The sequence below is a fragment of the Salinicola corii genome, from assembly GCF_008298015.1.
In the GTDB taxonomy this organism is placed as follows: Bacteria; Pseudomonadota; Gammaproteobacteria; order Pseudomonadales; family Halomonadaceae; genus Salinicola; species Salinicola corii.
Genome location: NZ_VTPX01000007.1, coordinates 170,351 through 195,976, shown reverse-complemented (window position 1 = coordinate 195,976; position 25,626 = coordinate 170,351). Strand labels below are relative to the sequence as shown.

Here is a 25,626-nt window from a genome sequence, read left to right as displayed (position 1 = left end):
AATGGCGAGACAGTCATTGCCCCAAAGCGGCGCAATAGCTCCCTTTTAGGCGTTTTTTCGACTTCTTTTGGCACAGGGTCGGGCGTATAGTGCGCTCGCTTCGACCTCACGTGTCTGGCCTTCATGCGAGGGCCCAGGCCCTTATTCCGAGGCAAAGTCGTCATGACGGCGTGAGTGTCTAAGCTTACCTAAGTCTATTCGAGTGAATCCGTCGGCTGCCGTGCTCGCTGCATGAGTCGCCGACCTTGTTCGAAGTGCAATTTCGAGGTTCGTGGCCTTATGTCTCGGCAGTTGCTTTGCATGGCGCTGGCACCGCTATTGGGTCTTTTCATTCTCGGCATTGGCAACGGTTTTCTGGCCTCGCTGATCACCCTGCGCCTTGACGCGGCCGGGGAGTCGGTCACCACCATCGGCTGGGTCTCGGCCGCCTACTACATCGGGCTGGCGATCGGGGCGCTGTTCAACGATCGGCTGTTGCTGCGGATCGGCCACATTCGTGCCTACGCCTGCTTCGCGTCGCTGGTGGCGGTGACCGTGCTGCTGCAGGGGCTGTGGCTCAATGCCCCGCTGTGGTTCACGCTGCGCCTGATCGGCGGGTGGGCGACACTGGGCGTCTATCTGGTCATCGAGAGCTGGTTGCTGACCGCAGCCGACACCCGGGTACGTGGCCGTCTGCTGGCGCTCTACATGATCGCGCTCTACGGTGCCGGTGTCATCGGGCAACTGTTGCTGGGTGTGGCGGACCGCGCCGGACCCAGCCAACCATTCATGGTCATCGCCATGCTGGCCTCGCTGTCGGTGTTGCCGCTGGGCATGATCCCGCGCGTTTCGCCGCTCATCGAGCACGCTGAGCCGCTTTCGCCCTGGCGGCTGATCACGGTGACGCCGACCGGGGTGATGGGCTGCTTCGGTTCGGGGCTGGCGGTCTCGGCCATCTACAGCCTGCTCCCGCTCTATCTGCAGCGCAGCGGCTTCGAGGTGCAGCAGATCGGTGAGATGATGGCCATCGTGATTCTCGGCGGGATGCTGCTGCAGTATCCCATCGGGCGCTGGTCGGACCGACACGACCGACAGATCGTGCTGATTCTGATCGGTGTGGTGCTGGCGGTGTTGTGTGGCGGCGTGATGCTGCTGCCGAACCTGCCTGGATTGCTCGCGGCGATGCTGTTCCTGGTGGGCGGTGGGGTGTTCGCGATCTACCCCGTGGCGGTGAGTCACGCGGCCGACCGCGCCCCGGCCGGTGCCCTGGTGCGAATGAGCCAGGGGCTGCTGTTGATCAACGCGCTGGGTGCCACCCTCAGCCCGCCGCTGATCACGCCACTGATGATTCATGTCGGCGATGTCGGGCTGTTCGTGGCTCTGGCCGGGCTGGGTGTGGCGCTGGTGGCCTTCTTCGTTTGGCGGCGGAGTCGGCGCCCGGCGCCGGTACCGGTAGCGCCGTTCACCTCGAATCCTCAGCAGTCGGTGGCGGGTGCCGAACTCAGCGTGACCGACGAGCTGGTACAGGGCGCGATCGAGCACGAGCATCTGGAAGATCTGTCGCAGGTGGTACCGGACGTGGAGACGGCGCTTCCCGTCGATATGGAGAAAGAGTTCGTCTCGCCAGCGCGAGAAGGCGTCGTCAGCCGCGGGGTCTCGGCGGCCGACTGACGCTACACGATCCTGGACGGAGATATTGGCCAGTGCGGATCGACTGGCGACAGCCTAGCGCGCCGGGTCGACCACCCCGCCCAGCGAAGCGTTGCGGCGAAACCAGCCGGCGATACTGACCCGGGGATGTTGGGTCGGTAGCACCTCGTGCGGAATGCGATCGGAAAGAAAACAGGCGAAAGTGCCCGCTTCGGGATGAACGCGGGCTACTTCACGATCGGTGTCCTGCTCATCGTATAGCGCCATCTCGCCGCCGCCGTCCGCGGGCCAGTCCGGGTTGAGGTACAACACCGTGGAGATGACGCGGTTGGCTCGGCCCCGAAAGCTGTCGTAATGCTTGCGGTAGAACGCTCCCGGTGGATAGTGGGCGAAATGGGCCTCGAACTCGAACAGTCCGGCGTAAAGGGCGACGTTGATCTGTTGCTGGAGTTCGCTCATCAGCGCCAGGTAGCGACGCTGAGCCAGGCTTTCCCGATCCAGCCAGTGGATCGCGTCTCCACGGATGTCGCGTCGCAGCGTGCGCTCGTCGCCGCGACCGATGGCCGCCTCCTGCAGTGCTTGCCGTTGGTGCAGTCGCTGCAGGTCATGCCGCAGGTCCTGGCACAGGCCGGGGTCGAGAAACCGTTCACCGACATACCAGCCGCGCTCCACCAGGCCGTCGATCAGCGCGGCCAACTGGGCGCTGTCCCAAAAGGCGTGATGGGCATCGTTGGGTGTCATGAAGGGCTCACTTGAGAACCTTGCCAGATTGGTCGGAGCGCGCCGCAGTCTGACGTCGGCGCTGGGGGTGATAGCGCAATTCGCCCTGGGCGGGCTTGCGGTCCAGGGCAATATCGCATTCGAAGCCGACGGCCAGCAGCTCGACCAGCATCATGGCGGACAGCCCCCAGATCGTGCGGCCATCGAAGGGGTAGCTGGGAACGTACCAGGGCTGATCGTCGACCGGAATCACATCGGTGTGGCTGCGACAGTCATCGAGGAAGTGGCGTAGCGGCACCTCGAAGATCGCCTCGATCTCACCCGGCTCCGCCACCAGCGACAGATCCGGCGCGATCACGCCGACGAAGGGCGTCACGCGGAGGCCATAGAGCGAGATGACGTCGCTGAGCCGGCCGATGACCTCGACCCGCTCCGGCGCCAGCGCGATCTCCTCCTGGGTTTCCCGCAGTGCAGTGGCGAGAAGGTCGCTATCCTCGGGTTCCCGTTTGCCCCCCGGAAAGGCGACCTGGCCGGCATGCTGGGAGAGGTGGGCGGTGCGCTGGGTGAACAGCAGCGTGGGGTCGGTTCGGGCGACGATGGGCAGCAGCACCGCTGCCTGGGGATAGGCACTGCTCGAGCGACTTGGGCGATGTGCTTGCAGGCGCTCGCGGAGTTTCTCTAACATGCGCTTTCGACTCCCTGTTGGCAGGCGCGCCGGTCGGCGCTGTCTGGCGTTCCCGCGAGGCTCCGTCGTCCGGGGATCTGCCCGCTCGAGGACCTCCGAATTCGAGGCGCTATGAACTACTGTAGCCACTGCGGTCACACCGTGCGTTTTGCGATTCCCGATGGCGACGATCGCCCGCGATTCCTGTGCGATGCCTGCGGCACCGTCCATTACCAGAATCCGCGCATCGTGGCCGGTACGCTGCCGGTAGCCGGTGAGCGCATCCTGCTGTGCCGCCGGGCCATCTCGCCGCGCAAGGGCTTCTGGACGCTGCCGGCGGGTTTCATGGAAAACGCCGAAACCGTGGAACAGGCGGCGCTGCGTGAAACCCGCGAGGAGGCCTGCGCCGTCGTCGCCGAGCCGACACTGTATACGCTGATCAGCCTGCCGCACATCAATCAGGTCTACATGATCTTTCTGGGTGACCTCGATGGCGGTTTCGCGGCCGGACCGGAGAGTCTCGAAGTCGAGCTGTTCGAGGAGACGCAGATTCCCTGGGACGAACTCGCTTTTCCGACCATCGAGCGCACGCTGCGCCACTTCTTCGACGATCGGCGGCGAGGTACCTTCGAGCTGTATCTTAGCCAGATCGGCAGGGAGGAGCGGGAGCGTTACTTCGGCTCTGCGTGAGTGGCTCCGCATGAATTGAGGGCGGCCCCGCCTATATCAAACGCGAGGCAGTAAATCCAGGTCGCTCAGCCGCCAGACGTCGTAGGCGGGTTCCTCGTAAGGATGCGCGTCGACCAGAGCAGCAACCGCCGCACGGATTCGATGATCCTCGCAGACCAGCTCGACCCGATACTCCTCGACCTTCTCCAGCGCGCCCGTCTTCCCGATGTGGGGCGTGGCGCCCGCCAGCGGACGAAACTGTCCCTCCCCCCGGACCTGAAAGCAGCACGCTTCGTAAGGGCCGATTCTCCCGGCGCCGCTGGCAAACACCACCGACTTGACGCTTTCCAGGTGGGATTCGGGAACGAAGAACGCCAGTTTGTACATGAGGAGTGTCCGATCCGGATTCTGTCGTGACGGTGGGCCACGTGCGGCGATGATGGCATAATGAGTCGCGCTCCGACAGTGGTCCGACGTGCCCTTGAACTCCGGGTTGCGCCCTGTTCGGAACGCACCGTCCGAAATGAATCGTGCCGATCGGAAACCTTGGCGATGTGGAAATGGGTCATTGTGGTGTTGGTTGTCATGCTGGGGCTGATGCAGTACCGGCTGTGGTTCGGCGAGGGCGGCATTCGGGAATTCAATGATATCCAGGCTCGCGCCGATACGCTGGAAGGGACGACCGATACGCTCAAGGCGCGCAACGACCGCCTTGCCGCCGAAGTCGTCGATCTCAAGAACGGTCTCGATGCGATCGAGGAGCGTGCGCGCAGCGACATCGGCATGGTTCGTCAGGACGAGCAATTCTTCTGGGTGCCCGGTGTTGACAGTCCCGGCAACGGCCCCGCCGCCAGCACGGGGGTGGTGCAGCCATGACGCTATGGTTGATCGTACCCGCCGCCGGCCGCGGCCAGCGCATGCAGGCCGACCGTCCCAAGCAGTACCTCATGTTGCAGGGGAAAAGCGTGCTGGCGCGAACGCTCGAGCGCCTGCATCAGGCCTTTCCCGACGCCGTGCTGCGTCTTTGCCTGGATCCCGACGACGAGCACTTCGACCCCGAGGACGTTCCGTTCGACCACTGGCTGCGTGTCGGTGGTGGCGATGAACGTGCCGATACGGTGGGGCGCGCGCTGACGACCCTGGCCGAAGAGGCCGCAAGCGACGATTGGGTAATGGTGCACGATGCGGCGCGACCCTGTGTGCGGATCGAGGATCTGCGTACCTTGCAGGGGGCTCTCGAGGACGAGGCGATCGGGGCGCTGCTGGCGACACCCGCGGCCGATACCATGAAGCGAGCCGATGCAGGGGGGCGCATCAGCCACACCGAGCCTCGTGATGGCCTGTGGCATGCGTTGACGCCACAGGTGTTTCGCTTCGATCTGCTGCGTCAGGCGCTCGACGCCGCCCGGGCGACCGGAGTGAGGGTGACCGACGAAGCCTCCGCGATCGAGGCAATGGGCCTCGCGCCACGGCTCGTTGCCGGAAGCCGCGACAATCTCAAGATCACGCATCCCGAGGACCTGGCCATGGCTGCGCGGATTCTTGCGCTGCAGGCCGAAATCGCGGTGGACGCGCTCGACCAGGGAGTCGAAGCATGAGTATCAGAATCGGTCACGGTTTCGATGTGCATCGTTTTGGCGAAGGGGACCATTTGATGATCGGCGGCGTTCGCTTGCCGTTCGATCATGGCTTCGTTGCCCATTCCGATGGAGACGTGCTGTTGCATGCGATCAGCGATGCGCTGCTGGGTGCCTGTGCGCTGGGCGACATCGGACATCACTTCCCGGATACCGACCCGGCCTGGAAGGGCGCCGACAGCCGAGCGCTGCTACGTCACGTCGTCGGGCTGGTGTGCGAGGCCGGCTATCGAATCGGCAACCTCGACGCCACGGTGATGGCTCAGGCACCGAGGATGGCCGAATGGATTCCGCGCATGCGCGAAACGATCGCCGCCGACGTGGGGGGCGAACTCGGCGCGGTGAACGTCAAGGCGACGACCACCGAACGTCTCGGATTCACCGGGCGCGGTGAGGGCATCGCGGCGGAAGCGGTGGTGCTGTTGGTCGCGGACACCAAATGAGCGATCCGGCGTCGTCATCGGTGTCTTGGCCGCCGAACTGGCATTACGTGGCGGGAGAGCCCGCGGCGGCTGGCGACTATCGCCGGAGCCCCGAGGATTTCCAGGTCGAGGAGGTTCTCGATTTCGTCCCGGAAGGGCATGGCGAACACTGGTGGCTATGGTTGGAAAAACGCGGAATGACGACGCCGGACCTGGCTCGGCTGCTCGCCCGGGCCGTCGACATTCCGGTGCGGGACGTCGGGTTCAGCGGTCTCAAGGATCGCGACGCGGTGACGCGGCAGTGGTTCTCGCTGGCGCTACCCGGACGCGAGCCGCCGCCGGGCTGGGAGGCAGGGCTCGTCGAGCGAGGTGTCACGTGTCTCCAGGCAGTCCGGCACCCGCGCAAGCTGAAGCGTGGCGTGCACCGAGCCAACCGCTTCCGGTTGATAATCGGCGGAGAGACCATTGCGTTGCCGGCCACTCGCGAGCGCTGGGATCGTCTGGTGCAGCTAGGGGTGCCCAACTATTTCGGCCCTCAGCGCTTCGGCCCCGAGGGACGTAATCTGCATCGTGCCCGGCAACTGCTGGTCCGCGGCTGGCGCAAGCGGCAGGATCCGCACGGGCTACTGCTTTCCACGGCCCGGAGCTATCTTTTCAACAGCGTACTGTCGGCACGTGTCGCCGATGGTACTTGGTGCGTGCCGCAGCCCGGCGACGTTCTCAACCTGGAGGGAACCGCGAGCCGCTTCGCTGCGACGGAGATCGACGAGTCGCTGCTCGCGAGGGCGGAAGCCGGCGATCTGCACCCGACAGGCCCACTCTGGGGGAGAGGGCGGCTGGAGAGTTTGGGCGAAGTGGCCGAGCGGGAGACCCGCATCGTCGCCCGCTGCCCCGACCTGGCCGAGGGGCTGGTGCAGGCGGGGGCGAATCATGAGCGACGACCGCTACGGCTGCGGCTCAGGGATCCTGAGTGGCAGTCGGCAGGCGACACCGTCCGGCTCTCTTTCTCTCTGCCACGAGGTGCCTTCGCCACGTCGGTGCTAAGAGAGCTGTTTCGGCATCCGACCCTGGTCTGACACCTCCGGCTCGACGCTCGAGGAAGTAAGGAGAAGAGATGCGCAGACTATTGCTATCCAATGACGACGGCGTGCATGCCCCGGGACTGAGGGCGCTCGCGCGAGCGCTCGAGAGTCACACGCGACTGAGGGTGGTGGCACCCGATCGTGACATGAGCGGCGCCAGCAATTCGCTGACGCTGACACGGCCGCTGGCATTGACCGCGATGGACTCGGGGTTCTATAGCGTCGACGGCACACCCGCGGACTGCGTCTACCTCGGCGTCAACGGCGTGTGGGAAGAGAAGCCCGACCTGGTGATCTCCGGGATCAACCACGGCGGTAATCTGGGCGACGACGTGCTCTATTCCGGTACCGTCGCCGCGGCCATGGAGGGGCGTAACCTGGGGATGGCTGCGATCGCGATCTCGCTCTGCGGGCAGCGCCATTTCGAGACCGCCGGACGCGTGGCGGCCAGCCTCGTAGGCGCGGCAGAGAATCTCTCGCTGCCACCGCGCAGCCTGCTCAACGTCAACGTGCCGGATCTGCCGTGGAGCGAAATCCGAGGGTTTCGCGTGACTCGGCTGGGGTACCGGGGCCCGGCGTCCCAGCCGATCCACGTCAAGGATCCACGCGGGCGTGATCGCTACTGGATTGCCGCGGTATCCGAAAACGCCGACGATGGCCCGGATACCGACTTCGCGGCGATCGAGGCTGGCTTCGTCTCGATCACGCCACTGCAAACCGATCTAACTCGTCACGAGACGCTGAACGATGTACAGGGCTGGCTTGATGGACTGTCACATGCCTGAGGAACTCAGTGGTGTCGGCATGACATCGCAACGAACTCGCAATCGCATGGTCGAACGTCTGTCGACTGGCGGAATTCGTCACGCGCGGGTGCTGGAGGTGATGGCAGCGGAGCCGCGCCACCTGTTCCTCGACGAGGCGCTGGCGCACCGTGCCTATGAGGATACGTCGTTGCCGTTGGGACTGGGGCAGACGCTGTCGCAGCCTTGGATCGTCGCCCGGATGAGTGAGCTGGTGGCGCTGGCCGAACCGCAGCGAGTGCTGGAGATCGGAACGGGCTCCGGTTACCAGACCTTGATTCTGTCGCGCCTGGTCAAGAGCGTCTGGAGCGTCGAGCGCATCGCCGCGCTGCAATCCCGCGCCCGTCAGCGGCTGACGCGGTTGGGCGCACATAACGTCAATCTGCGCCATGCCGATGGCGGCATGGGTTGGCCACAGGCGGCGCCGTTCGACGTCATCCTGTTGACGGCATGCGCCAGCGAGCTTCCTCAGACGTTGCTGTCCCAGTTGCGTGACGGTGGCGTTCTTATCGCTCCGCTGGCGGACGCGGAGGGGCAGCAGTGGCTGACTCGGGTACGCCGGCGTGGGCTGACGTTCGATCATCAGCGTCTGGAAGAGGTGCGTTTCGTGCCATTGCTTGAGGGAGTCATTCGTTGAAGCGCATCGCGAAAACCGTATTGAAAGGTATGGGTATGGGAGCGGCGGATGCCGTTCCGGGAGTTTCCGGGGGGACCATCGCCCTGGTCGTGGGTATCTACGAAGAGCTGATCGAGACCATCAGGCGTTTCGGTCCAGGGGCCTTCGGTGTCTGGCGCCAGCAAGGTCTTGCCGGTCTTGTCATCTATCTCAATCTACGCTTTCTGGTTCCGCTGGTGCTGGGCATCGGTATCAGTCTGGTGACGATCGCGCATCTGGTCACCTGGCTGATGAGCCATCACGAGCTGTTGCTCAATGCCTTCTTCTTCGGGCTGGTGCTGGCGTCGGCATGGGTGGTGATGCGGCAGGTCGGCCATTGGCGCTGGCGTTATCTGCTCCCGGTGATGCTGGGCTTGCTGCTGGCCGCATTTCTACCGCGCCTGCTGCCCGACATGAGCCAGGCTGGCGATGCGACGCTGTTCGTGGCCGGCGCGATCGCCATCAGCGCCATGCTGTTGCCCGGCGTATCGGGTAGCTTTCTGCTGCTGGTGATGGGGCTCTACGGCACCGTGATGAGCGGCATCAAGAATTTCGACCTTGGGCTCATCGCGATCTTCGGCGCCGGTTGCCTGCTCGGGTTGTTCACGTTCTCCCGTCTTTTGTCCTGGCTGTTGCGTTACCACCATGCCATGACGTTGATGACGATCGTCGGCTTCATCCTGGGTTCGTTGCCGCAATTGTGGCCCTGGCGGCAGATAGCCAGCTATCGCATGGCGGCCGATGGGCAGCAAGTGGCCTTGGCCTACCATTATCTGGCGCCGTCGGACTACGCCGCAGTCACGGGGCAGTCCTCCCAGTGGGGGCTGGCGGTGGCATTGATCATCCTCGGCGTCGTAGTGGTAATGTGCCTGGGAGAGCGCAAAGAGGTCACGACCTGACGCGTGTCGCCAGCATCCTCGGGCTTTCCGTTTCGAAAAAGGACTTTATCTCATGAGTAAGCGTCGCACCGCACTGTTACTGGGGCTTCTCCCTCTCGTCGCCGCCGGCTTGAGCGCCTGTACCACTTCGAGCGGACGGCCGCAGGTACAGGATCTCTCCATCAGCCGCAATAGCGAGACACCTTCGACCTACACGGTGAAGAGCGGCGATACCATCTACGGAATCGCCTGGCAGAACCGTGTCGACTTCCGCGACCTGGCCCAGATCAACGGCATTTCACCACCCTATCGTCTGGAACCGGGACAGCAACTGAGGTTGCAGTCCGGAGCGAGTGTCGGTGGCGGACAAGCCATCGCCAGCAGCGGTTCCGGCAGTGGTGGGGTGACGGCGACGGGGCTCGGTGCCGGGGAGGGTAGCGGAGCCCAGAGTGCGGGCGGTGACGACAACCCCTCTTGGCTGCTGCCGTCTGACGGTGGTAGTGCCAGTAGCGGTAGCGCGCAGGGTTCTTCACAAGGTAACGGACAGACAGAGAGCGGCAGTGGCTCGTCCCCCGGGCCGGTCTATGCCCAGAATGGCGCCGCCGATAGTACCCGCAACGCCAATTCCTCCGCAAACGCCGCCCAGGATGGCTCATCAGATAACGCGGGAGAGCGCAGCACCAACGCCGACGCCCGTCAGCCGGCCGGCTCCGCGGAAGACGTCGCTTCCGCCTCTTCCGGGACCGCTGACACAGGGTCGTCATCTTCTTCTGCTTCCATCAATGCCGGGAGCACGAAAACGGCGGCTGGCGAGGATGCCGGTACCGAGGTCGCCGGCGAACCCAGCGGTGCGCCGGACCGTTCCAGCAGGACCTACAAGCCGGTCGAAAATGTGCCGTGGCAGTGGCCGGCAAATGGGCAACTGGTGGGCAAGTTCGATGACGATTCGAACATAACCCCTGGCATTGATATTGCGGGACAAAAGGGGCAACCTGTCAAAGCAGCCGGACCAGGGATTGTGGTGTATGCCGGCGATGGCGTGCGGGGATATGGCAACCTCATCATTCTCAAGCACAATGATCGCTTCTTGAGCGCTTATGCACACAACGATTCGTTGAAGGTCAAGGAAAACGACGTCGTTGAGGCCGGAGAGACGATAGCCACCATGGGGCAGACGGATGCTGACCAGGTCGAGTTACATTTCGAGGTTCGCGTGAACGGACAACCTCAGGACCCATTACAATACCTGCCCGCGCGCTGATTCTGCATCGGCGCTCCAGATAGTCGTGCGGAAACTCGACGTGCTTAGTCCGTTTCCGTACGAAGCCTGGACTGCTGCCAAGAGGCCGCCCCGAAGCCGTTACCGATAGATGCATCCGAACCGCCGCACTCGAAGTAGTTCAGGCAAATAGGTGTCGTCGAGCAGCTGGCTCGGGAAAGAGAGTCTCCGATAGTGGCGGGATGGCCGCTTGGCCAGGGATGTTTACAAGACTGCAAGGAATACGCGGTCGCCATGGCGGGGTGCCGTCATGGCGAGGTACTCAGGAAGCCAAGATTGGGGGTAGTGGACATGAGCATGCTTGAACGGGAAATTCAGGATGTTGAGCTCGACGGTGTCGATACTACGGAGGTCGATGGCGATAACACGGGTCGCAAGGATGATGAAGACGCCTTCGAAAAGGCGTTGAACCGTGAAGAGAACTCCTACCACCATAGCCTTGATGCGACGCAAATCTATCTCAACGAGATCGGTTTCTCTCCGCTACTGACGCCACAGGAAGAAGTGCACTACGGCCGGCTCGCGCAGAATGGGGACCCGGCTGGACGCCAGCGCATGATCGAGTCCAACCTGCGCCTGGTGGTCAAGATCGCCCGACGTTACCTGAACCGTGGGTTGTCGCTTCTCGACTTGATCGAGGAGGGCAATCTGGGTTTGATTCGCGCCGTGGAGAAATTCGATCCTGAACGCGGGTTTCGCTTCTCGACTTATGCGACCTGGTGGATTCGTCAGACCATCGAGCGGGCATTGATGAATCAGACGCGCACGATTCGCTTGCCGATTCATGTGGTCAAGGAACTCAATATCTATCTGCGGGCGGCCCGCGAGTTGACGCAGAAGCTCGATCACGAAGCGACGGCCGAAGAGATCGCCGAGTTTCTCGACAAGCCGGTCGGTACCGTCAAGCGAATGCTGGGGCTCAACGAGCGCGTATCCTCGGTCGACTATCCGATGGGGGCCGAGAGCGACAAGCCGCTGATCGACACGCTGGCCGATGAAAACGAGGTCGGGCCGGAGTCCAATCTGGTCGATGACGACGTCAAGCAGCACGTCGACGAGTGGCTGGTCGAGTTGAGCGACAAGCAGCGGGAAGTCGTTCTGCGGCGTTTCGGCCTGCGCGGTCATGAAGCTGCCACCCTCGAGGAAGTTGGCGAGGAGATCGGGTTGACGCGGGAGCGCGTGCGCCAGATTCAGGTCGAGGCGCTGAAGAAGCTGCGCCGGATGCTGGAGAAGCAGGGGTTATCGATGGATTCGATTTTCGAGTAGGTGGATCTCCGCAGCGCCTCAAATACGCAAATGATGGTGGAGACCTATCAGACTATTGATCCAGTCGCATACATGCGGCATTGTATGTAAACCTCAAGCCGGGGCGTCAGCGAAACTGCTGGCGCCTCGGTCGTTTGTTGTATGGTTTCGGATGACGTCGACGCTTCTCGGCGTCTCGAGTCCGCCAGAAAACAGCCATGATTGGGTACCTGGGCGATGTCGATAGCGGCTCCGGCTTGTGCATGCCGACATGGACTCGCGTGGTCGGTTTGGTATCGTCTTCAGTGCTCAACGATAGGAAATGTCTCGATGTCGCCTCTCATTTCGTTGCCGTCGCGCTCCCCCCTGCGACATGCTATCTCGCTGCTGGCCGTGGCAGCGTTCGCCCCCTCGGTTCATGCGGCGGACCTGTTGACCATCACGCAGGACGCGCTGGAGCATTCCGCCACATTGAATTCGTCGCGCTCGACGTTCAAAAGCACCGAAGCCGGCCAGGACGTGGAGCGAGGCGATTTGCTGCCCCAGGTCAGCGCCACCGGTAGCATCTATCGCTACAATTCGCTGGACAGTCAGAGCTATGCTGGTTCTGGAGCGAGCCAGGGTGGAACATCTAGTAGTACGTCCTCTTCCGGTGAAGACTACAACGGTACCAGCCTGGGCGTTAACGTAACGCAGGCGTTGTTCGACGCCACCAATTGGTACGAGTACCAGCAGAGCAAGGAGCAGGTTGGCCAGCAGGCACTGCAGTTGGAAATCGATCAGCAGCAGTTGCTCTACGATGTCTCCGAGGCCTATTTCGAGATTCTGCGCGCCAAGGAAGTTCTGGATGCGCGTCAAGCCCAGGAAAAGGCAATCGGGCGTCAGCTCGAACAAGCCAACGAGCAATTCAACGTTGGCCTGGTGGCGATCACCGATGTCAACGAAGCCAAGGCCGCTTTCGATTCGGCGCGAGCCCAGCGCATCGCCGCGAAGAATGATCTGCAGGTGAGTTTCGAGACGCTGGAGCGTCTGACCGGGCAGCAGTATGCCAGTATCGAAAGCCTGGACGATGACCTGCCGATTCAGCCGCCCGCACCGGCCAATCGCGACGATTGGGTGGATATGGCCCTGTCGAGCAGTCCCTCCATTCAGTACGCTCAAGCCGCGGTCGAGTTGGCGAAGTCCGGTGTCGATATCGCTCAGGCCGGCCACTTGCCGACGCTGGATGCGTTCGCGGACTACTCCTACTCCGATAACGACCGTGACGAACTGCGGGGCCACAACGAGGACCTTCAGGTAGGAGTGCAGGCCAATCTTCCGATCTACACCGGCGGTTCCACCAGCGCTTCGGTGCAGCAGAATACCTACACGTTGGAGGCGACACAGTACGACTTCGAGGATCAGCGTCGCTACACGACCCAGCAGGTTCGCTCGCTGTTCACTCAGGTGGGTAACGACGTCGAATCGGTTGAGGCGCAACGGGAGGCCATCGTCTCCAGTCGCAGCGCGCTGGAAGCGACCCGCGCCGGCTACGAGGTCGGGACGCGCAATATCGTCGACGTGCTGGATGCGGAGCAGTCGCTTTACGAATCGATCTCCGATTACGCCGATGCCCGCTATACCTACGTAACGGATTTGCTCCAGCTAAGGCAGCAGGCTGGTGTGCTCAGTCTCGATGTGATTCGCGGTACCAATCGCTGGCTACGTGACAGCAATCCCGTGTCGCTGACATCGGTCGACGATACCGATATGTCGGCGGTCGACGATATCGGCAAGCGTCCCACGCCGCCATCTGCGCCCTGAAATCCTTGTCGTTAGGGAATCTCCTGGTTCGACGCCGCTGCCACGGCAGCGGCGTTGTCGTTTCCGATGCCGCGAACGCTCCCGAACGCGATAAAATGACGAGGCTCAGCCGGTTGCTGATACCGGTTTCCGTCCGACTGTTTCGAAGGAATCGTCATGGCCCGGCCCATCATCGCCGACATCGATCTCGACGCGTTGTGTCACAATTACGCCGTAGCCCGCCGGATTGCGCCTCGTAGCCACGCCATGGCAGTGATCAAGGCAAATGCCTATGGCCACGGAGCCGTGGCCTGCGCCAAAGCGCTGGCGGCAGTGGCGCCGGCATTTGCCGTAGCGTCGCTGGAAGAAGCCGAGAGTCTGCGTGAATCCGGCATCCTGCAGCCGATACTACTGCTGGAGGGAATCTTCGATACCGACGAACTGGCGCGTGTCGAGGCGCTGGGGCTATGGCAGGTCGTCCACAGCGACTGGCAGTTGAATGCCGTGTTGAACTACTCACCTGCCCGGCCGCTGACGGTGTGGTTGAAGCTCGACTCCGGAATGCATCGGCTCGGCTTCGATTCGGCCTCATTCGCCGATCGCTGGGCAAAACTGCAGGCAGCTGGCGACCGGGTCCGGGATCTTCATTTGATCAGCCACTTCGCCAGCGCCGATCAGGCCGACCCGTCGCAGTTCGAGCGCCAGTGGCAGACAATCGAATCCGTGCGGCAGCAGCTGGAAGCACCACTGTGTATCGCCAATTCGCCAGCGACGCTGGCCAAACCCCGCACTCATGGTCACTGGAATCGGCCCGGCATCATGCTCTATGGCAGCAATCCGCTCGAGGGGGCGTTGCCGGACGGTATGTCGTTGAAGCCGGTGATGACGTTGCGCTCGCGCCTGATTGCCGTCCAGACCCTGCCGATGGGAGAACCGGTGGGATATGGCGGGCGGTGGCACACCTCCCGGCCGGCTCGAATCGGCATTGTCGCCGCCGGTTATGGCGACGGCTATGACCGGCATGCCGCCGACGGCACGCCACTGCTGGTCGATGGTCAGCGCTGTCCGCTGGTCGGGCGTGTCTCCATGGACATGCTGACGGTGGATATTAGCCATCTGCCCGACGCCGGCGTAGGCAGCGAGGTGGTGTTATGGGGTCGAGGTCTTGGTGTCGACGAAGTCGCAAGGCATTGCGATACCATTGGCTACACGCTGCTCACCGGGCTACTGCCGAGGGTTCCGCGGCGGTATCTGGTGCCCTGACGCGGCATCTTTTCGCTACACTGGCCGGCGTCTACAAAGAATCGGAAAGGACATGCCAAAGAAAGTCTATCCTGCCAACCGCGCCCATCCTCGTTACTGGGGCGCCTGGCTCGGCATCGGGTTGATGCGGACGGGAGCGCTCTTGCCCTGGCGACTCAAGCTGGCGCTGGGACGAGGCATCGGATTGTTGACCTGGAAGCTCGCGAAGCGGCGTCGCCATATCACCGACACCAATCTGGCCCTCTGTTTTCCCGAGCTGAACGATCAGCAACGCGCGGAACTGGTCAGGAAGACCTTCGTCGCCAACGGGATCGGCATTCTCGAAACGGCGACCGGCTGGTGCCGCGACCCCGAACACCTGCGCCACCGCGTGACTTTCCGAGGTACCGAGCACATGGAGCGCGCCATGGCGCGGGGAAAGGGCGCATTGATCATCGGTATCCATTTCTCGACGCTGGATCTCGGCGGCGCGCTGCACTCGCTCTTCTTCCCTGCGGATGTCGTCTACCGGCCCCATGACAACCCGGTATTCGAGGATTTCATGACCCGAGCCCGACGCGGTATTTTTGGCGACGCCATCGATCGTCATGATCTGCGCGGCGTCGTGCGACGAATCAAGTCCGGCCATGCCGTGTGGTACTCGCCGGATCAGGATTTTGGCCGTGACGTGAGCGTCTTCGCGCCGTTCTTCGGCGTTCCTGCCGCTTCGATCAAGTTGACGGCCAAGATCGCCCGAATGACGGGCGCGCCGGTCATGCCGCTGATGTTTCACCGGAATCCGGATGACCGAACCTACACGCTGGAGTATCTGCCACCTCTGGAGAATTTCCCTAGTGGCGATGATGTGGCGGACGCGGCTCAGGTGAACGCCTTTATCGAGCAGGCGATCCGCCGCCGTCCAGAGCAGTACCTCTGGTTGCACCGGCGCTTCAAGACCCGCCCCCCGGGAGAAAGTTCGTTTTACTAAACCTCGATCGCGCGTCGAACTTGACGAAAACGCAATGAACGACAAGGCTTAGCTTGCTCTCACGGAAGACGAGGGCGGTTTGCCGGGCCGGATGTCTGGGCACGGGCAAGTCCAATGGGTCAGCACAGGAAGAGTTGCCATGCTTAGCTACGCCGTGATTTTCCTTATCGTCGCCATTATCGCCGGGGTTCTCGGGTTCGGCGGTATCGCTGGCGCCGCCGCGACGGTTGCCAAGGTATTGTTCGTGATCTTCTTGATCCTGTTCGTCGTTTCGTTGATTCGCGGGCGAGGTCGCTGACGCTTGAGGGATTCAATGGATGCCAACAAATACCCCGCCTGGATGGCGGGGTATTTGGTTGTCGCGGTCGACAACATGAAGCGATTCTCCGCTCAGGCGTCGATGCGCTTGTACTTCATTCGCTTGGGCGTGTCGTTGCCGACGCGCTTGTGGTAGTCAGCCTCGTACTCGGCGTAGTTGCCTTCGAAGAAGACCACGTTGGAGTCGCCTTCATAGGCGAGAATGTGCGTGGCGATACGATCGAGGAACCAGCGGTCGTGGGAAATCACCAGCGCGCAGCCCGGGAAGGCCAGCAGCGCTTCTTCCAGCGCACGCAAGGTTTCGATGTCGAGGTCGTTGGAGGGCTCGTCGAGCAGCAGCACGTTGGCGGCCTGCCTCAGTGTCTGGGCCAACTGCAGGCGACCGCGTTCACCGCCGGACAGATCGCTCAGGCGCTTCTGCTGATCAGTACCCTTGAAGTTGAACCGGCCGACATAGGCGCGGGACGAAACCTCGTAGCCGTTGATGTTGAGAATGTCCTGGCCGTCGGACACCGCCTGCCACACCGTCTGGGTATTGTCGAAGTGGTCACGTAACTGCTCGACGTAGGCGACGTCGACGGTGTCGCCCAGCACCACTTCGCCACTGTCCGGCTGCTCCTTGCCGGCAATCAGCTTGAACAGCGTCGACTTGCCCGCGCCGTTGCCGCCTACGATTCCGACGATCGCACCGGTCGGCACCTGGAAGGAGAGGTTGTCGAACAGCATCTTCTCGTCGAAGCGCTTGCTGACGTCGTGGAATTCGATGACCTTGTCGCCGAGACGCGGCCCCGGCGGGATATAGATCTCGTTGGTCTCGTTGCGCTTCTGGTAGTCGCCGGACTGCAGCTCTTCGAAGCGATTGAGGCGGGCCTTGCTCTTGGCCTGACGCCCCTTGGCGTTCTGGCGCACCCACTCCAGCTCCTGCTTGATAGCACGCTGGCGACCGGCTTCCTGCTTGGCCTCCTGTTCGAGCCGCTTCTCCTTGGACTCGAGCCACTGGGAGTAGTTGCCCTCGAACGGAATGCCATGGCCACGGTCGAGCTCCAGGATCCAGCCGGCGACGTTGTCGAGGAAATAACGGTCGTGGGTGATGGCGACGACCGTGCCCGGGTAGTCGTGCAGGAAGCGCTCGAGCCAGGCGACCGATTCGGCGTCGAGGTGGTTGGTCGGCTCGTCCAGCAGCAGCATGTCCGGGCTCGACAGCAGCAGGCGGCAGAGCGCCACGCGGCGGCGTTCACCCCCGGAGAGATTGGCAACGCTCGCCTCCCAGGGGGGGAGACGCAGCGCTTCGGCGGCCACTTCCAGCTTGCGCTCGATATTGTGGGCGTCGGCTGCCTCGATGATGTTCTCCAGCCGGGCCTGCTCGGCGGCCAGGGCGTCGAAGTCGGCGTCCGGCTCGGCATAGGCGGCATAGACCGCCTCGAGTTGCTCCTGGGCCTTCTTGACTTCGCCAAGTGCCTCTTCGACGATCTCGCGGACGTTCTTGCCATCGTCCAGCTCCGGCTCCTGTGGCAGGTAGCCGATATTGAGCCCCGGCATCGGGCGCGCTTCGCCGTTGTGTTCGGTGTCGACGCCGGCCATGATGCGCAGCAGCGTCGATTTCCCCGAGCCGTTGAGGCCGAGCACGCCGATCTTGGCGCCGGGGAAGAAGGATAGCGAGATGTCTTTGAGGATCTCGCGCTTCGGGGGGACGACCTTGCCCACCCGATTCATGGTGTAAACGTATTGCGCCATGGAAATCCGGTTATATGTCGCGGTGGATAGAAACAGGCAGTCAGCGCTGGAGCGCCCGTCGGTGGGGCGCGGCCTGGATGAAGAAGGGTAAACCAGTCATGCCGACAATGCGAACGGGCGCCGAAGCGCCCGTCGGATGACACCAGGTCAAAGACTGTCTACTCTTCCTCGTCGCCGTATTCGTCGTACCAGTCGTCTTCGATGGCACGTTTCAGACGGCGCTCTTCCAGCAGTGCCTCGACCTGTCGTCTCGCACGCAACGTGTCGGCCTTGCTGCTGCGTGGACGTTCGAACTGCTCGTCGTTGATGGCTTCGGAAAAATCCTGATCGTCGATATATTCCTCACGGCTCATATTTTAGCCCTCCCGTGAAATCGCATCTCAGTGACGCTCCGGGCTATATATCGTCGAAAGCCGACCGGTACAAGACTTTCCTGGTTAAAAAAAACTATCGCCATGAAGGGCGGCGATAAGCACTGGATTCTACGGCACGGTCACGCCGTATCTCGTTCGGCCTTCAGCGTCTCGAGTTCCTGCAACGCCTCTGCAAGATCGGTGACATCCTTCTGGACGCCGACGAAGTAGGTGAGCTGATCTTCCGCGTCGTAGACCGGCGTGATCGACAGCTCGTTCCAGAACGGACTGCCGTCCTTGCGGTAGTTGCGCAGCACTTCCCGGCAGGACTTGCCCTCGCGCAGGGCCGTGCGAATCCGGTCGATGGCTGGCTGATCGCGATCACCATTCTGAAGGAAGCGGCAGTCGCGGTAGAGGATCTCGTCGATACTGTAGCCCGTCAGGCGTTCGAAGCCTTCATTGGCGTAGATCAGAATGTTTTCGTCGCCTTCCTGCTCGGCCACTACGATGCCGTCATCCGAGGCGTTGATGATACGCTCCAATAGAGCCGGACTGATCATGGGGGAGCGTTTGTTGGCACTGGCCATCCTTGCCTCCAGACTGTCATTCGACGGATTGTAGGGGCGATACGGTCGATAATGATGCCACGGTATCGGGGGATTACAACGCCTTACGAAGTGGCCTCCGACTCGACCTCGGCAAGGGCGTGTGAGCTCAAGGCCGCCGCGATCGCCAGCGCTGCGAGAACCAGCAACAGGCCGGCACTTCCCAGCCATTGCGCGAGGGCGCCCAGAAGCAGGCCGACGACGAGCATCAGGACCCCGGTGAAGGTATTCGAGAAAGCGACATAGAGCGCGCGGGTGTCGCTGTCCGAGAGATCGATGACATAAGTCTTGCGTCCCAGGCGGATGCCCGCGTGGGCAATCATCAACAAGCCATAGACCATGGCGTATGGCCACACGCTGGTGCTTACGGACTCGGGCAGCCACACGCAGGCGGCGCCGGCCAGGCAGCACAGGGCCGCTCCGATGGCGCTGTCGCGCATCACACGGCGGCTGGAGCGGTCCGCCAGGTGGCCCCAGATCGGGCCGGCGATCATGCTGGCCATGCCGGATGTCACGATCAGAATGCCGAGGCTGGCCAGGTCGGTGCCGCTGTTCTGCTGACCCAGCAAGGCAAGATAAGGGAGCGCGAGCGCGCTGGACAGCAGCAGTGCACGCGAGAGATTGAAATGCAGGAAGCGGCGGTCGCGGCGCATCAGCGAGATTCCCTGCTTGATGCTGTCCCATGCGTTGGCACCGCCTTCGGTTGCTCCCGCCGCTTCGCGTATCACGGCGGCGCAGAGCGCGTTCAAGCCCCATCCCAGGGCGGCGGCGAACAGCAGGATGGCCAATGCCCAGGTGCCCGGACGATCGCCGAGGACAACCAGGCTGGCACCGACGATCAGCGTCAGGGCGCCGGCGACGCTGGCGCTCCATCCCATCAGTGTACCCCGGCGCTGTTTGGCAATGGTCTTGCCGAGGACGTCCTTGGTGGCGACCGAAGACAATCCGCGCCCGAGTGACAGGCCGGTCAAGGCGATCAGTACCAGGGCACCGCCCCAGCCGCCTTGGCCAAACAGCGCCAGCAGCGTCAGGCATAGCGCACCAATCGCCTGGACGGCGCCGCCGGTGACCCACACCCACTTGCGGATGGGGCGTAGGCGAATGTAGCCGGCGATCAGCAGTTGCGGCAGTAGTGCGCCCGCCTCGCGAATCGGGACCAACAACCCCACCATCCATACCGGCGCGCCGATCGCGCCCATCAGCCAGGGCAGTATCAGTCGAGCATTGGAGAGCTCGTCCGCGAGCTTGTTGCCGAGAGCGGCGACGAGATGACGGGCAAAGTTGCCGGCTTGTTCCTGGCATGCCTCGTCGGAGATATCGCGGCACATCCGGCTGTCTTCGTCGCCGGTGACGCGCTCGAAGAATTGAGTGAAGCTGGCTTCTTTGGCTGACATGAAAAACGTTCCCTGTTTTCCGGAGTATCGCTGCTCGGATTCCGCCCTTCCAACGGCCTTCCGTCCTGGCTGACAGAGTCGGACAAGGCGCAAGGCACTGCTGCATTCAGGCGGCGCGGTTGGCTTGAGTTATGTCGCGCCGCCGCCGCATCATGTATTGATCCATCCCAAGGAGAGGCTCATGGCCCGCATCCGTATTCACTATTGTACCCAATGCCAGTGGTTGCTGCGTGCTGGCTGGTACGCCCAGGAGTTGTTGCAGACCTTCGGCGAGGATCTCGAACAGGTGGCTCTGGCGCCCAGTCATGGCGGGCATTTCGAGGTGCTTTATGACGACGAGACGTTGTGGGAACGCAAGCGAGATGGGGGCTTTCCCGGCATCAAGGAGCTGAAGCGCCGAGTTCGCGACCGTCTCGATCCCGAACGTGATCTAGGGCACACCGACCGGTAATGCCCGTGCTGATCATCACCACCAGTGCTTGCGCTTGAGCAGCCACATCACCCAGCCGCCGACCAGAGCCGTGATCGCCACGAAGACGATGAATCCATAGGGGCTGTCGGCGCCGGGGATGCCACCCACGTTGATACCCAGCAGTCCGGTCAGAAAACTCAAGGGCAGGAACACGGTAGTCACGATCGCCAACATGTACATGCGCTGGTTCAGACGTTCGTTGTGTTCACTGAAGAGCTGTTCCTGCAGGATCAGCGCACGCTCCTGCATGGCGTGAAAATCCTCCACGTAGCGCGACAACTGGTTGGCACTCTCGCGGATCGATACTTTGGTATCTTCGTCCAGCCAGTCGGGGCCGTGGGCGATCTGATCCAGGCAGTCCCGCTGCGGACCCATGAAGCGCCGCAGGGTGATCAGCGAGCGGCGCAGCCGGGAGAGAGCGTCGGGATCGATTTCCCGATCGCTGAGCTGGTCTTCCTCGAGTTCGCCCAGTCGGTCGTCGAGCTGGTGCGAGACGTCGCCGACCTTGTCCACCAGGGCTTCCGTCAGCCAAGCCAGCAGGTCCGGGATCGACAGCGCTCCGCTGCCTTCGTCGAGCCGCTCGCGTACGTCGCTGACGGATTTCAATGGTCGGCGACGCAGGGTTATCAGACGGTTCGGTGCGCTCCAGATACGCAGCGAGATGAGGTCCTCGGGTGCAGCGCCGGGATTGAGATTGATGCCGCGCAGCGTACTGACGGCGCCATTACGGAATTTAGCGACGCGCGGCCGGGTATCCTCTTCCAGCAGCGCCTCGACCGGTGCCTCGTCGAGCTCGGCGATCTCCTCCAGATAGGTATGGACATCCTCGTGACGGAAATCGAGATGCATCCATAGCGGCCGCTCGGGATCGGCCCAGGCCTCTCGCAATTGACGCACACTGAGCAACGTACCACCGCCTTTGCCGTCGAGCTGATAGGCGGCGACCAGAGCCGTCTCCGTTTCCACTGTCAGCCTCCTTGCCGGTCCAGATCGCGATGCGCCATGTCGCGAGCATTTTCAATACGTTAACGATAGCAGGTCGAGGCGTCACCACTAGCGGGTCGGTCGGGGCGACCGCGAGCGTGACATGAGAATCCGATACCCGATCAACCTCCCGCCACCGCCGACGGCGCCAGCATCGGTTCCAGCTTCGACCAGACATTGTCGAGAATGATGGGTTGTGCCTCGGCGGTGGGGTGGATGCCGTCATCCTGTAGCATGGTGTCGAGATCGACGCCCTCGAGCAGGAACGGCAATAACGGGACCTCGTAATCGCGAGCCAGCTGCGTGAACACGTCGCGAAAAGCGTCAGTGTAGGCGGGGCCGTAATTGGGAGGCACTTCGATGCCGAGCAGCAGAACTCTGGCGTCTACTCTCTGACTACGCTCGATCATCTTCGACAGGTTGACCTGCATCTGCTGAGGAGAAAGTCCGCGCAGCCCGTCGTTGCCGCCGAGTTCCAGCAGAACGATATCGGGATGATACTGTCCGAGAACTTCAGGAAGCCGTGCCGAGCCGCCCGATGTCGTCTCGCCGCTGATGCTGGCATTGACGACTTCGTGCTCATCACCCAATCGCTTTTTCAGTAGATTGACCCACCCGACCTGTGGATCGATGCCATAGGCCGCGCTCAGGCTGTCGCCCATTACCACGATGGTGTCGGCGCGGGTCGTGCCGGGCGTCAGTGATAACACGGCAAAACACAATAACAGTGCGCCACCTGCACGGCGCCTTGCCAACTTGGCGATAGGCCTCTCGATACCAAGCACAGGGAAACTAGGCACCATGTCTCACTCCTCCGACCATGAACGAAACCGAATTCTACACGCAAGCCAGCTCGCCAAACGGGTAACAAGTGGAGAACGAGAGCTGGTTATTCTCGAATCGCTGGCGCTGGATGTCGACCGCGGTGAGAGTGTAGCCATCGTTGGAAGTTCCGGCGCCGGTAAATCCACCTTGCTGGGGCTGCTGGCAGGACTCGACGCGCCCAGTTCGGGAGAGCTCCAGATGTTCGGCCAGTCCCTGAACGACCTGGACGAAGATGGGCGTGCGACCCTTCGCGCTGGCCGTGTCGGCTTCGTCTTTCAGAACTTCCAGTTATTACCCACACTGACCGCCTTGGAAAACGTTATGTTGCCGCTGGAACTGTCGCCTCGGCAAGACGTGGCCGCCAAAAGTCGTCAATGGCTGGAGCGTGTCGGGCTCGGCGAGCGTCTCGAGCATCTGCCCAAGCAGCTCTCCGGCGGTGAGCAGCAACGGGTGGCGGTAGCGCGCGCGTTCGTGGCCGACCCTGATCTGGTCTTCGCCGACGAGCCTACCGGCAATCTCGATGAAGCGACCGGCAGTCGCATCATCGACCTGCTCTTCGACCTCAACCGTGAGTCCGGGACGACCCTGATCCTCGTCACCCATGACATGGCTCTCGCGATGCGATGCGATCGTTGCCTCCGGCTCGAGGGCGGCACGCTGACGGCGATCGAGCAACAGCGTGGAGTCGGGGCATGAACGTGATCGCGTTCTCGCTCAAGGGGCTCCGACGCGACCTGCGGGCATCCGATGTCCGGGCACTGTTCGTCGCGCTGGCGCTGGCCGTGGCGGCAACCACCATGATTGGTTTCTTTCTCGACCGTCTCGACCGGGGGCTGACGCGACAGGCGGGACAGCTGCTCGGCGGGGATCTGGTGCTGGAGCAGGGGCGCGCTTTCGACGATGGGCTTCGCCAAGAGCTTCGTCAGGCCGGCCTCGAACTGAGCGACCAGGTCGATCTGGTATCGATGGTCAGCCAAGGGGATGCCTTCCAGCCGGCTGGTCTCAAGGTGGTGGACGATCACTATCCGCTCTACGGCGAGGTTCGGGTCGATCGGGGCAGCGGTGTCGAAGGCGTGGATCACGGCCCGTCGCCGGGCGGCGCGTGGATCGCGCCCAGGCTGGCACACCTGCTGGCCGCGGGCGTCGGCGATCGTATCCAGGTCGGGGCGCTGTCGTTGACCATCACCGGCCTGATCGACCGTGAGCCCGATCAGCAGGCCGGTTTCGCCGGGCTGACGCCGCGCATCATGCTCAATATCCAGGATCTCGAGGCGACGGAGCTGGTCAGGCCCGGCTCGCGAATCGAATACGAGCTGTTGGCCGCTGGGCCGCCAGCGGCGGTCGACGGGCTGGAACAACGCCTCGATGCGCTGCGTGATGCCGGGGTCGAAATTCGCGACGTGCGGGTGGATCGCCCGAGCCTGGGGCGGTCGCTCGAGCGGGCGCAGAAATATCTGAGCCTGGCGGGGCTGGCCGCGGTTCTGCTTGCCGGTGTCGCCGTGGCCATGGCCACGCGGCGCTATGTCGACCGCCATCTCGACACGGCGGCGTTGCTGCGCTGTTTCGGCGCCTCGCAACGTCAGTTGGGTCAACTCTTCGCCTGGCAACTGGCGTGGTTGGGCCTGGTCGCGGCGGTGGTGGGCGCATTGCTGGGGCTGGCAGGGCAGTCGGTATTGCTGGCGTTGTTGACCCGCTTCTTGCCGCTGGAATTGCCGCCGCCGGGCGGCATGCCCTGGCTGATGGGCGTGCTGACCGCGCTCGCGGTGCTGGTGGGTTTCGCGGGGCCGACGCTGCTGAGGCTAAAGCGTGTCAGCGCTCTCAAGGTGCTGCGGCGCGAACTCGATCCGATTCCGGCCGCCGGATGGATGGTCGTGGCGTTCGCCAGTCTCGTGTTCGGCGCCCTGCTGTGGCTCTATTCTGGCGACCCGGTGCTGGCGCTGGGCATCCTGCTGGGCGGTCTGGTCGCGCTGGTCGTGTTGTGGGGGGTGGGGCAGACGATGTTGCACCTGCTGCTCGTCGTGCTGGCTCGCTTGCCCCAGGGGGGCAAGGTTCGCGCCTGGCAGTTGGGAGGGCGTCAGTTGGCGCGACGACGCACGGCCAGCCTGGGGCAGTTGCTCGCTTTTTCCGTCACCTTCGCGGCGATGGCGATCATTGCGCTGGTGCGCGGCGACCTGCTGACGACCTGGCAGGCGCAGCTGCCGGCGAATACGCCCAACTATTTCGCGATCAACATTCAGCCCCAGGAGCGTGACGGCGTCGAATCGTTGATCGACAGCGCTGCCGACGCCACCAGCGGCCTCTATCCCATGGTGCGGGGGCGACTGACGGCCATCGACGGCGAGTCGCCGCAACAACGGGTGCCGGAAGAGCACCAGACTGATGGTGCGCTACGGCGGGATCTCAACCTGACCTGGCGCATCGATCTGCCGGAAGGCAACCGGATCACCGAGGGGCAGTGGTTCGAGGCGGAGACGGCATCAGGCGATGGTGCCGTGCCGATTTCGGTCGAGGAGGAGCTGGCAGGAAGGCTCGGCCTCTCGCTGGGCGACGAGATGACCTTCACCATCGGCAGTGACAGCATCACGGGCCGAATCACCAGCCTTCGCCACCTGGATTGGGAGAGCTTTCAGCCCAATTTCTTCATCATCTTTCCCCCTGGGGCGCTGGATGGCTTCGGTCACAGCTACATCACGTCCTTCCATCTCCCCGGCGACGGCAACGAACTGCTGGGCGAGATGGTGCAGCGATATCCTGGCGTGTCGGTGCTCAACGTCGAGGCGTTGCTGGAACAGGTTCGCGGCATCCTCGGTCAGGTGACCCAGGCCATCGAGTTCGTGCTCGGTTTCGTGCTGCTGGCAGGCATCAGCGTACTCTACGCGGCGCTGACCGCCAGCCGTCCGGCACGTGCCCACGAAGGCGCCCTGCTGCGGGTGTTCGGTGCCGGTAACCGGACGCTTTCCCGCATGCAGTGGTCCGAGTTCGCCCTGCTGGGCTTTGCCAGCGGTCTGCTGGGGGCCGCGCTGGCGGAGATGGCGGCGCTGGGTATCTACGGCTGGCTGGGGCTGGTGCCAAGAATGCACTGGCTGATGTGGGGGATCATGCCGATCCTGGGCGCCGGGGTCGTGGGCGGCATCGGTTTTTTGCTTTCCCGTGGGACACGACGGCAGGCGCCGATGGCCAGCCTGCGGCTGTTGGGAGAGACCTGATGGATCACGACGCGACCGCAGGGGGCGAATCTGGCGGGGG

Annotated in this window: 27 protein-coding genes; 18 read left to right on the top strand and 9 right to left on the bottom strand. The window is 63.0% G+C overall.

The features are described 5' to 3' along the window. The first annotated feature begins 279 nt into the window (after positions 1–279). The gene (locus tag F0A16_RS13690) at positions 280–1,650 is read left to right on the top strand and encodes an MFS transporter (protein ID WP_149435954.1); all 1,371 of its coding nucleotides are present in this window, start codon (positions 280–282) and stop codon (positions 1,648–1,650) included. A 54-nt stretch (positions 1,651–1,704) separates the two neighbouring features. Here the strand turns inward: F0A16_RS13690 and F0A16_RS13685 are convergent, their stop codons facing one another. Further along, positions 1,705–2,370, bottom strand: coding sequence for a 2OG-Fe(II) oxygenase (locus F0A16_RS13685; RefSeq protein WP_149435953.1), 666 nt, complete (start codon positions 2,368–2,370; stop codon positions 1,705–1,707). Between the two features lie 7 nt (positions 2,371–2,377). Then, the gene (locus F0A16_RS13680; protein ID WP_149435952.1) at positions 2,378–3,034 is read right to left on the bottom strand and encodes a CoA pyrophosphatase; all 657 of its coding nucleotides are present in this window, start codon (positions 3,032–3,034) and stop codon (positions 2,378–2,380) included. A 111-nt stretch (positions 3,035–3,145) separates the two neighbouring features. Here F0A16_RS13680 and F0A16_RS13675 point away from each other — a divergent pair, with 111 nt between their 5' ends. After that, positions 3,146–3,703 (top strand): NUDIX hydrolase, encoded by a 558-nt coding sequence (locus F0A16_RS13675; protein WP_149435951.1) that lies wholly within the window; start codon positions 3,146–3,148, stop codon positions 3,701–3,703. Between the two features lie 36 nt (positions 3,704–3,739). Here the strand turns inward: F0A16_RS13675 and F0A16_RS13670 are convergent, their stop codons facing one another. Beyond that, positions 3,740–4,069, bottom strand: coding sequence for a YqfO family protein (locus tag F0A16_RS13670; RefSeq protein WP_149435950.1), 330 nt, complete (start codon positions 4,067–4,069; stop codon positions 3,740–3,742). Positions 4,070–4,234: 165 nt separating this feature from the next. Here F0A16_RS13670 and ftsB point away from each other — a divergent pair, with 165 nt between their 5' ends. The 13 genes from ftsB (at position 4,235) to F0A16_RS13605 (ending at position 15,993) form a co-directional block, all read left to right on the top strand. Continuing rightward, positions 4,235–4,558, top strand: a complete 324-nt coding sequence (gene ftsB / locus F0A16_RS13665; protein ID WP_110602951.1) for a cell division protein FtsB — start codon at positions 4,235–4,237, stop codon at positions 4,556–4,558. After that, a complete protein-coding gene (gene ispD, locus F0A16_RS13660) occupies positions 4,555–5,280 on the top strand; it encodes a 2-C-methyl-D-erythritol 4-phosphate cytidylyltransferase (RefSeq protein WP_149435949.1) in 726 nt (241 codons plus the stop codon). Before ftsB ends, ispD begins: the two co-directional genes overlap by 4 nt. After that, positions 5,277–5,762, top strand: coding sequence for a 2-C-methyl-D-erythritol 2,4-cyclodiphosphate synthase (ispF, locus tag F0A16_RS13655; protein WP_187776009.1), 486 nt, complete (start codon positions 5,277–5,279; stop codon positions 5,760–5,762). The genes ispD and ispF overlap by 4 nt, the downstream gene beginning before the upstream one ends. Next, a complete protein-coding gene (gene truD / locus F0A16_RS13650) occupies positions 5,759–6,817 on the top strand; it encodes a tRNA pseudouridine(13) synthase TruD (RefSeq protein WP_149435948.1) in 1,059 nt (352 codons plus the stop codon). Before ispF ends, truD begins: the two co-directional genes overlap by 4 nt. Before the next feature lie 38 nt (positions 6,818–6,855). Further along, complete coding sequence (gene surE / locus F0A16_RS13645) at positions 6,856–7,608, top strand: 5'/3'-nucleotidase SurE (RefSeq protein WP_149435947.1); 753 nt, start codon at positions 6,856–6,858, stop codon at positions 7,606–7,608. Further along, positions 7,601–8,263 carry a protein-L-isoaspartate(D-aspartate) O-methyltransferase gene (locus F0A16_RS13640; protein ID WP_149435946.1) on the top strand — a complete coding sequence of 221 codons (663 nt, stop codon included), beginning with the start codon at positions 7,601–7,603 and terminating at the stop codon, positions 8,261–8,263. Before surE ends, F0A16_RS13640 begins: the two co-directional genes overlap by 8 nt. Further along, positions 8,260–9,180, top strand: coding sequence for a DUF368 domain-containing protein (locus F0A16_RS13635; RefSeq protein ID WP_338100612.1), 921 nt, complete (start codon positions 8,260–8,262; stop codon positions 9,178–9,180). Before F0A16_RS13640 ends, F0A16_RS13635 begins: the two co-directional genes overlap by 4 nt. A 52-nt stretch (positions 9,181–9,232) precedes the next feature. Next, positions 9,233–10,420 (top strand): peptidoglycan DD-metalloendopeptidase family protein, encoded by a 1,188-nt coding sequence (locus F0A16_RS13630; protein WP_149435945.1) that lies wholly within the window; start codon positions 9,233–9,235, stop codon positions 10,418–10,420. Positions 10,421–10,729: 309 nt separating this feature from the next. Beyond that, entirely contained in the window at positions 10,730–11,704 is a 975-nt protein-coding gene (gene rpoS, locus F0A16_RS13625; protein ID WP_149435944.1) for an RNA polymerase sigma factor RpoS, read from the top strand. Positions 11,705–12,013: 309 nt separating this feature from the next. Further along, positions 12,014–13,486, top strand: a complete 1,473-nt coding sequence (locus F0A16_RS13620) for a TolC family outer membrane protein (protein ID WP_149435943.1) — start codon at positions 12,014–12,016, stop codon at positions 13,484–13,486. A gap of 156 nt (positions 13,487–13,642) precedes the next feature. Further along, on the top strand, positions 13,643–14,728 hold the full coding sequence (alr, locus tag F0A16_RS13615) for an alanine racemase (protein ID WP_149435942.1): 1,086 nt from the start codon (positions 13,643–13,645) through the stop codon (positions 14,726–14,728). A gap of 52 nt (positions 14,729–14,780) precedes the next feature. Continuing rightward, on the top strand, positions 14,781–15,695 hold the full coding sequence (lpxL, locus tag F0A16_RS13610; protein ID WP_149435941.1) for an LpxL/LpxP family Kdo(2)-lipid IV(A) lauroyl/palmitoleoyl acyltransferase: 915 nt from the start codon (positions 14,781–14,783) through the stop codon (positions 15,693–15,695). Positions 15,696–15,834: 139 nt separating this feature from the next. Continuing rightward, positions 15,835–15,993: a DUF1328 domain-containing protein gene (locus F0A16_RS13605; protein ID WP_149435940.1), complete on the top strand. Its 159-nt coding sequence runs from the start codon at positions 15,835–15,837 to the stop codon at positions 15,991–15,993. 92 nt (positions 15,994–16,085) lie between these two features. Here the strand turns inward: F0A16_RS13605 and ettA are convergent, their stop codons facing one another. The 4 genes from ettA to F0A16_RS13585 form a co-directional block, all read right to left on the bottom strand. Next, a complete protein-coding gene (ettA, locus tag F0A16_RS13600) occupies positions 16,086–17,747 on the bottom strand; it encodes an energy-dependent translational throttle protein EttA (protein WP_149435939.1) in 1,662 nt (553 codons plus the stop codon). Positions 17,748–17,905: 158 nt separating this feature from the next. Next, on the bottom strand, positions 17,906–18,100 hold the full coding sequence (locus F0A16_RS13595) for a PA3496 family putative envelope integrity protein (protein ID WP_110602970.1): 195 nt from the start codon (positions 18,098–18,100) through the stop codon (positions 17,906–17,908). A 140-nt stretch (positions 18,101–18,240) separates the two neighbouring features. Further along, entirely contained in the window at positions 18,241–18,687 is a 447-nt protein-coding gene (locus tag F0A16_RS13590) for a PAS domain-containing protein (protein WP_239023830.1), read from the bottom strand. 83 nt (positions 18,688–18,770) lie between these two features. Continuing rightward, positions 18,771–20,099, bottom strand: a complete 1,329-nt coding sequence (locus F0A16_RS13585) for an MFS transporter (RefSeq protein WP_149435938.1) — start codon at positions 20,097–20,099, stop codon at positions 18,771–18,773. A 181-nt stretch (positions 20,100–20,280) separates the two neighbouring features. On the opposite strand from F0A16_RS13585, the gene F0A16_RS13580 reads away from it, so the two are divergent. Further along, complete coding sequence (locus F0A16_RS13580; RefSeq protein WP_149435937.1) at positions 20,281–20,550, top strand: Rdx family protein; 270 nt, start codon at positions 20,281–20,283, stop codon at positions 20,548–20,550. 15 nt (positions 20,551–20,565) lie between these two features. Here F0A16_RS13580 and F0A16_RS13575 read toward each other — a convergent pair whose 3' ends face one another. Continuing rightward, complete coding sequence (locus F0A16_RS13575; protein WP_239023829.1) at positions 20,566–21,537, bottom strand: zinc transporter ZntB; 972 nt, start codon at positions 21,535–21,537, stop codon at positions 20,566–20,568. A 140-nt stretch (positions 21,538–21,677) separates the two neighbouring features. Continuing rightward, entirely contained in the window at positions 21,678–22,265 is a 588-nt protein-coding gene (locus F0A16_RS13570; protein WP_420853083.1) for an arylesterase, read from the bottom strand. 91 nt (positions 22,266–22,356) lie between these two features. Between F0A16_RS13570 and F0A16_RS13565 the strand changes: the two genes are divergently transcribed. Both F0A16_RS13565 and F0A16_RS13560 read left to right on the top strand, forming a co-directional pair. Next, positions 22,357–23,076 (top strand): ABC transporter ATP-binding protein, encoded by a 720-nt coding sequence (locus tag F0A16_RS13565; RefSeq protein ID WP_149435934.1) that lies wholly within the window; start codon positions 22,357–22,359, stop codon positions 23,074–23,076. Then, positions 23,073–25,586, top strand: a complete 2,514-nt coding sequence (locus tag F0A16_RS13560; RefSeq protein ID WP_149435933.1) for an ABC transporter permease — start codon at positions 23,073–23,075, stop codon at positions 25,584–25,586. The genes F0A16_RS13565 and F0A16_RS13560 overlap by 4 nt, the downstream gene beginning before the upstream one ends. Positions 25,587–25,626 lie beyond the last annotated feature (40 nt).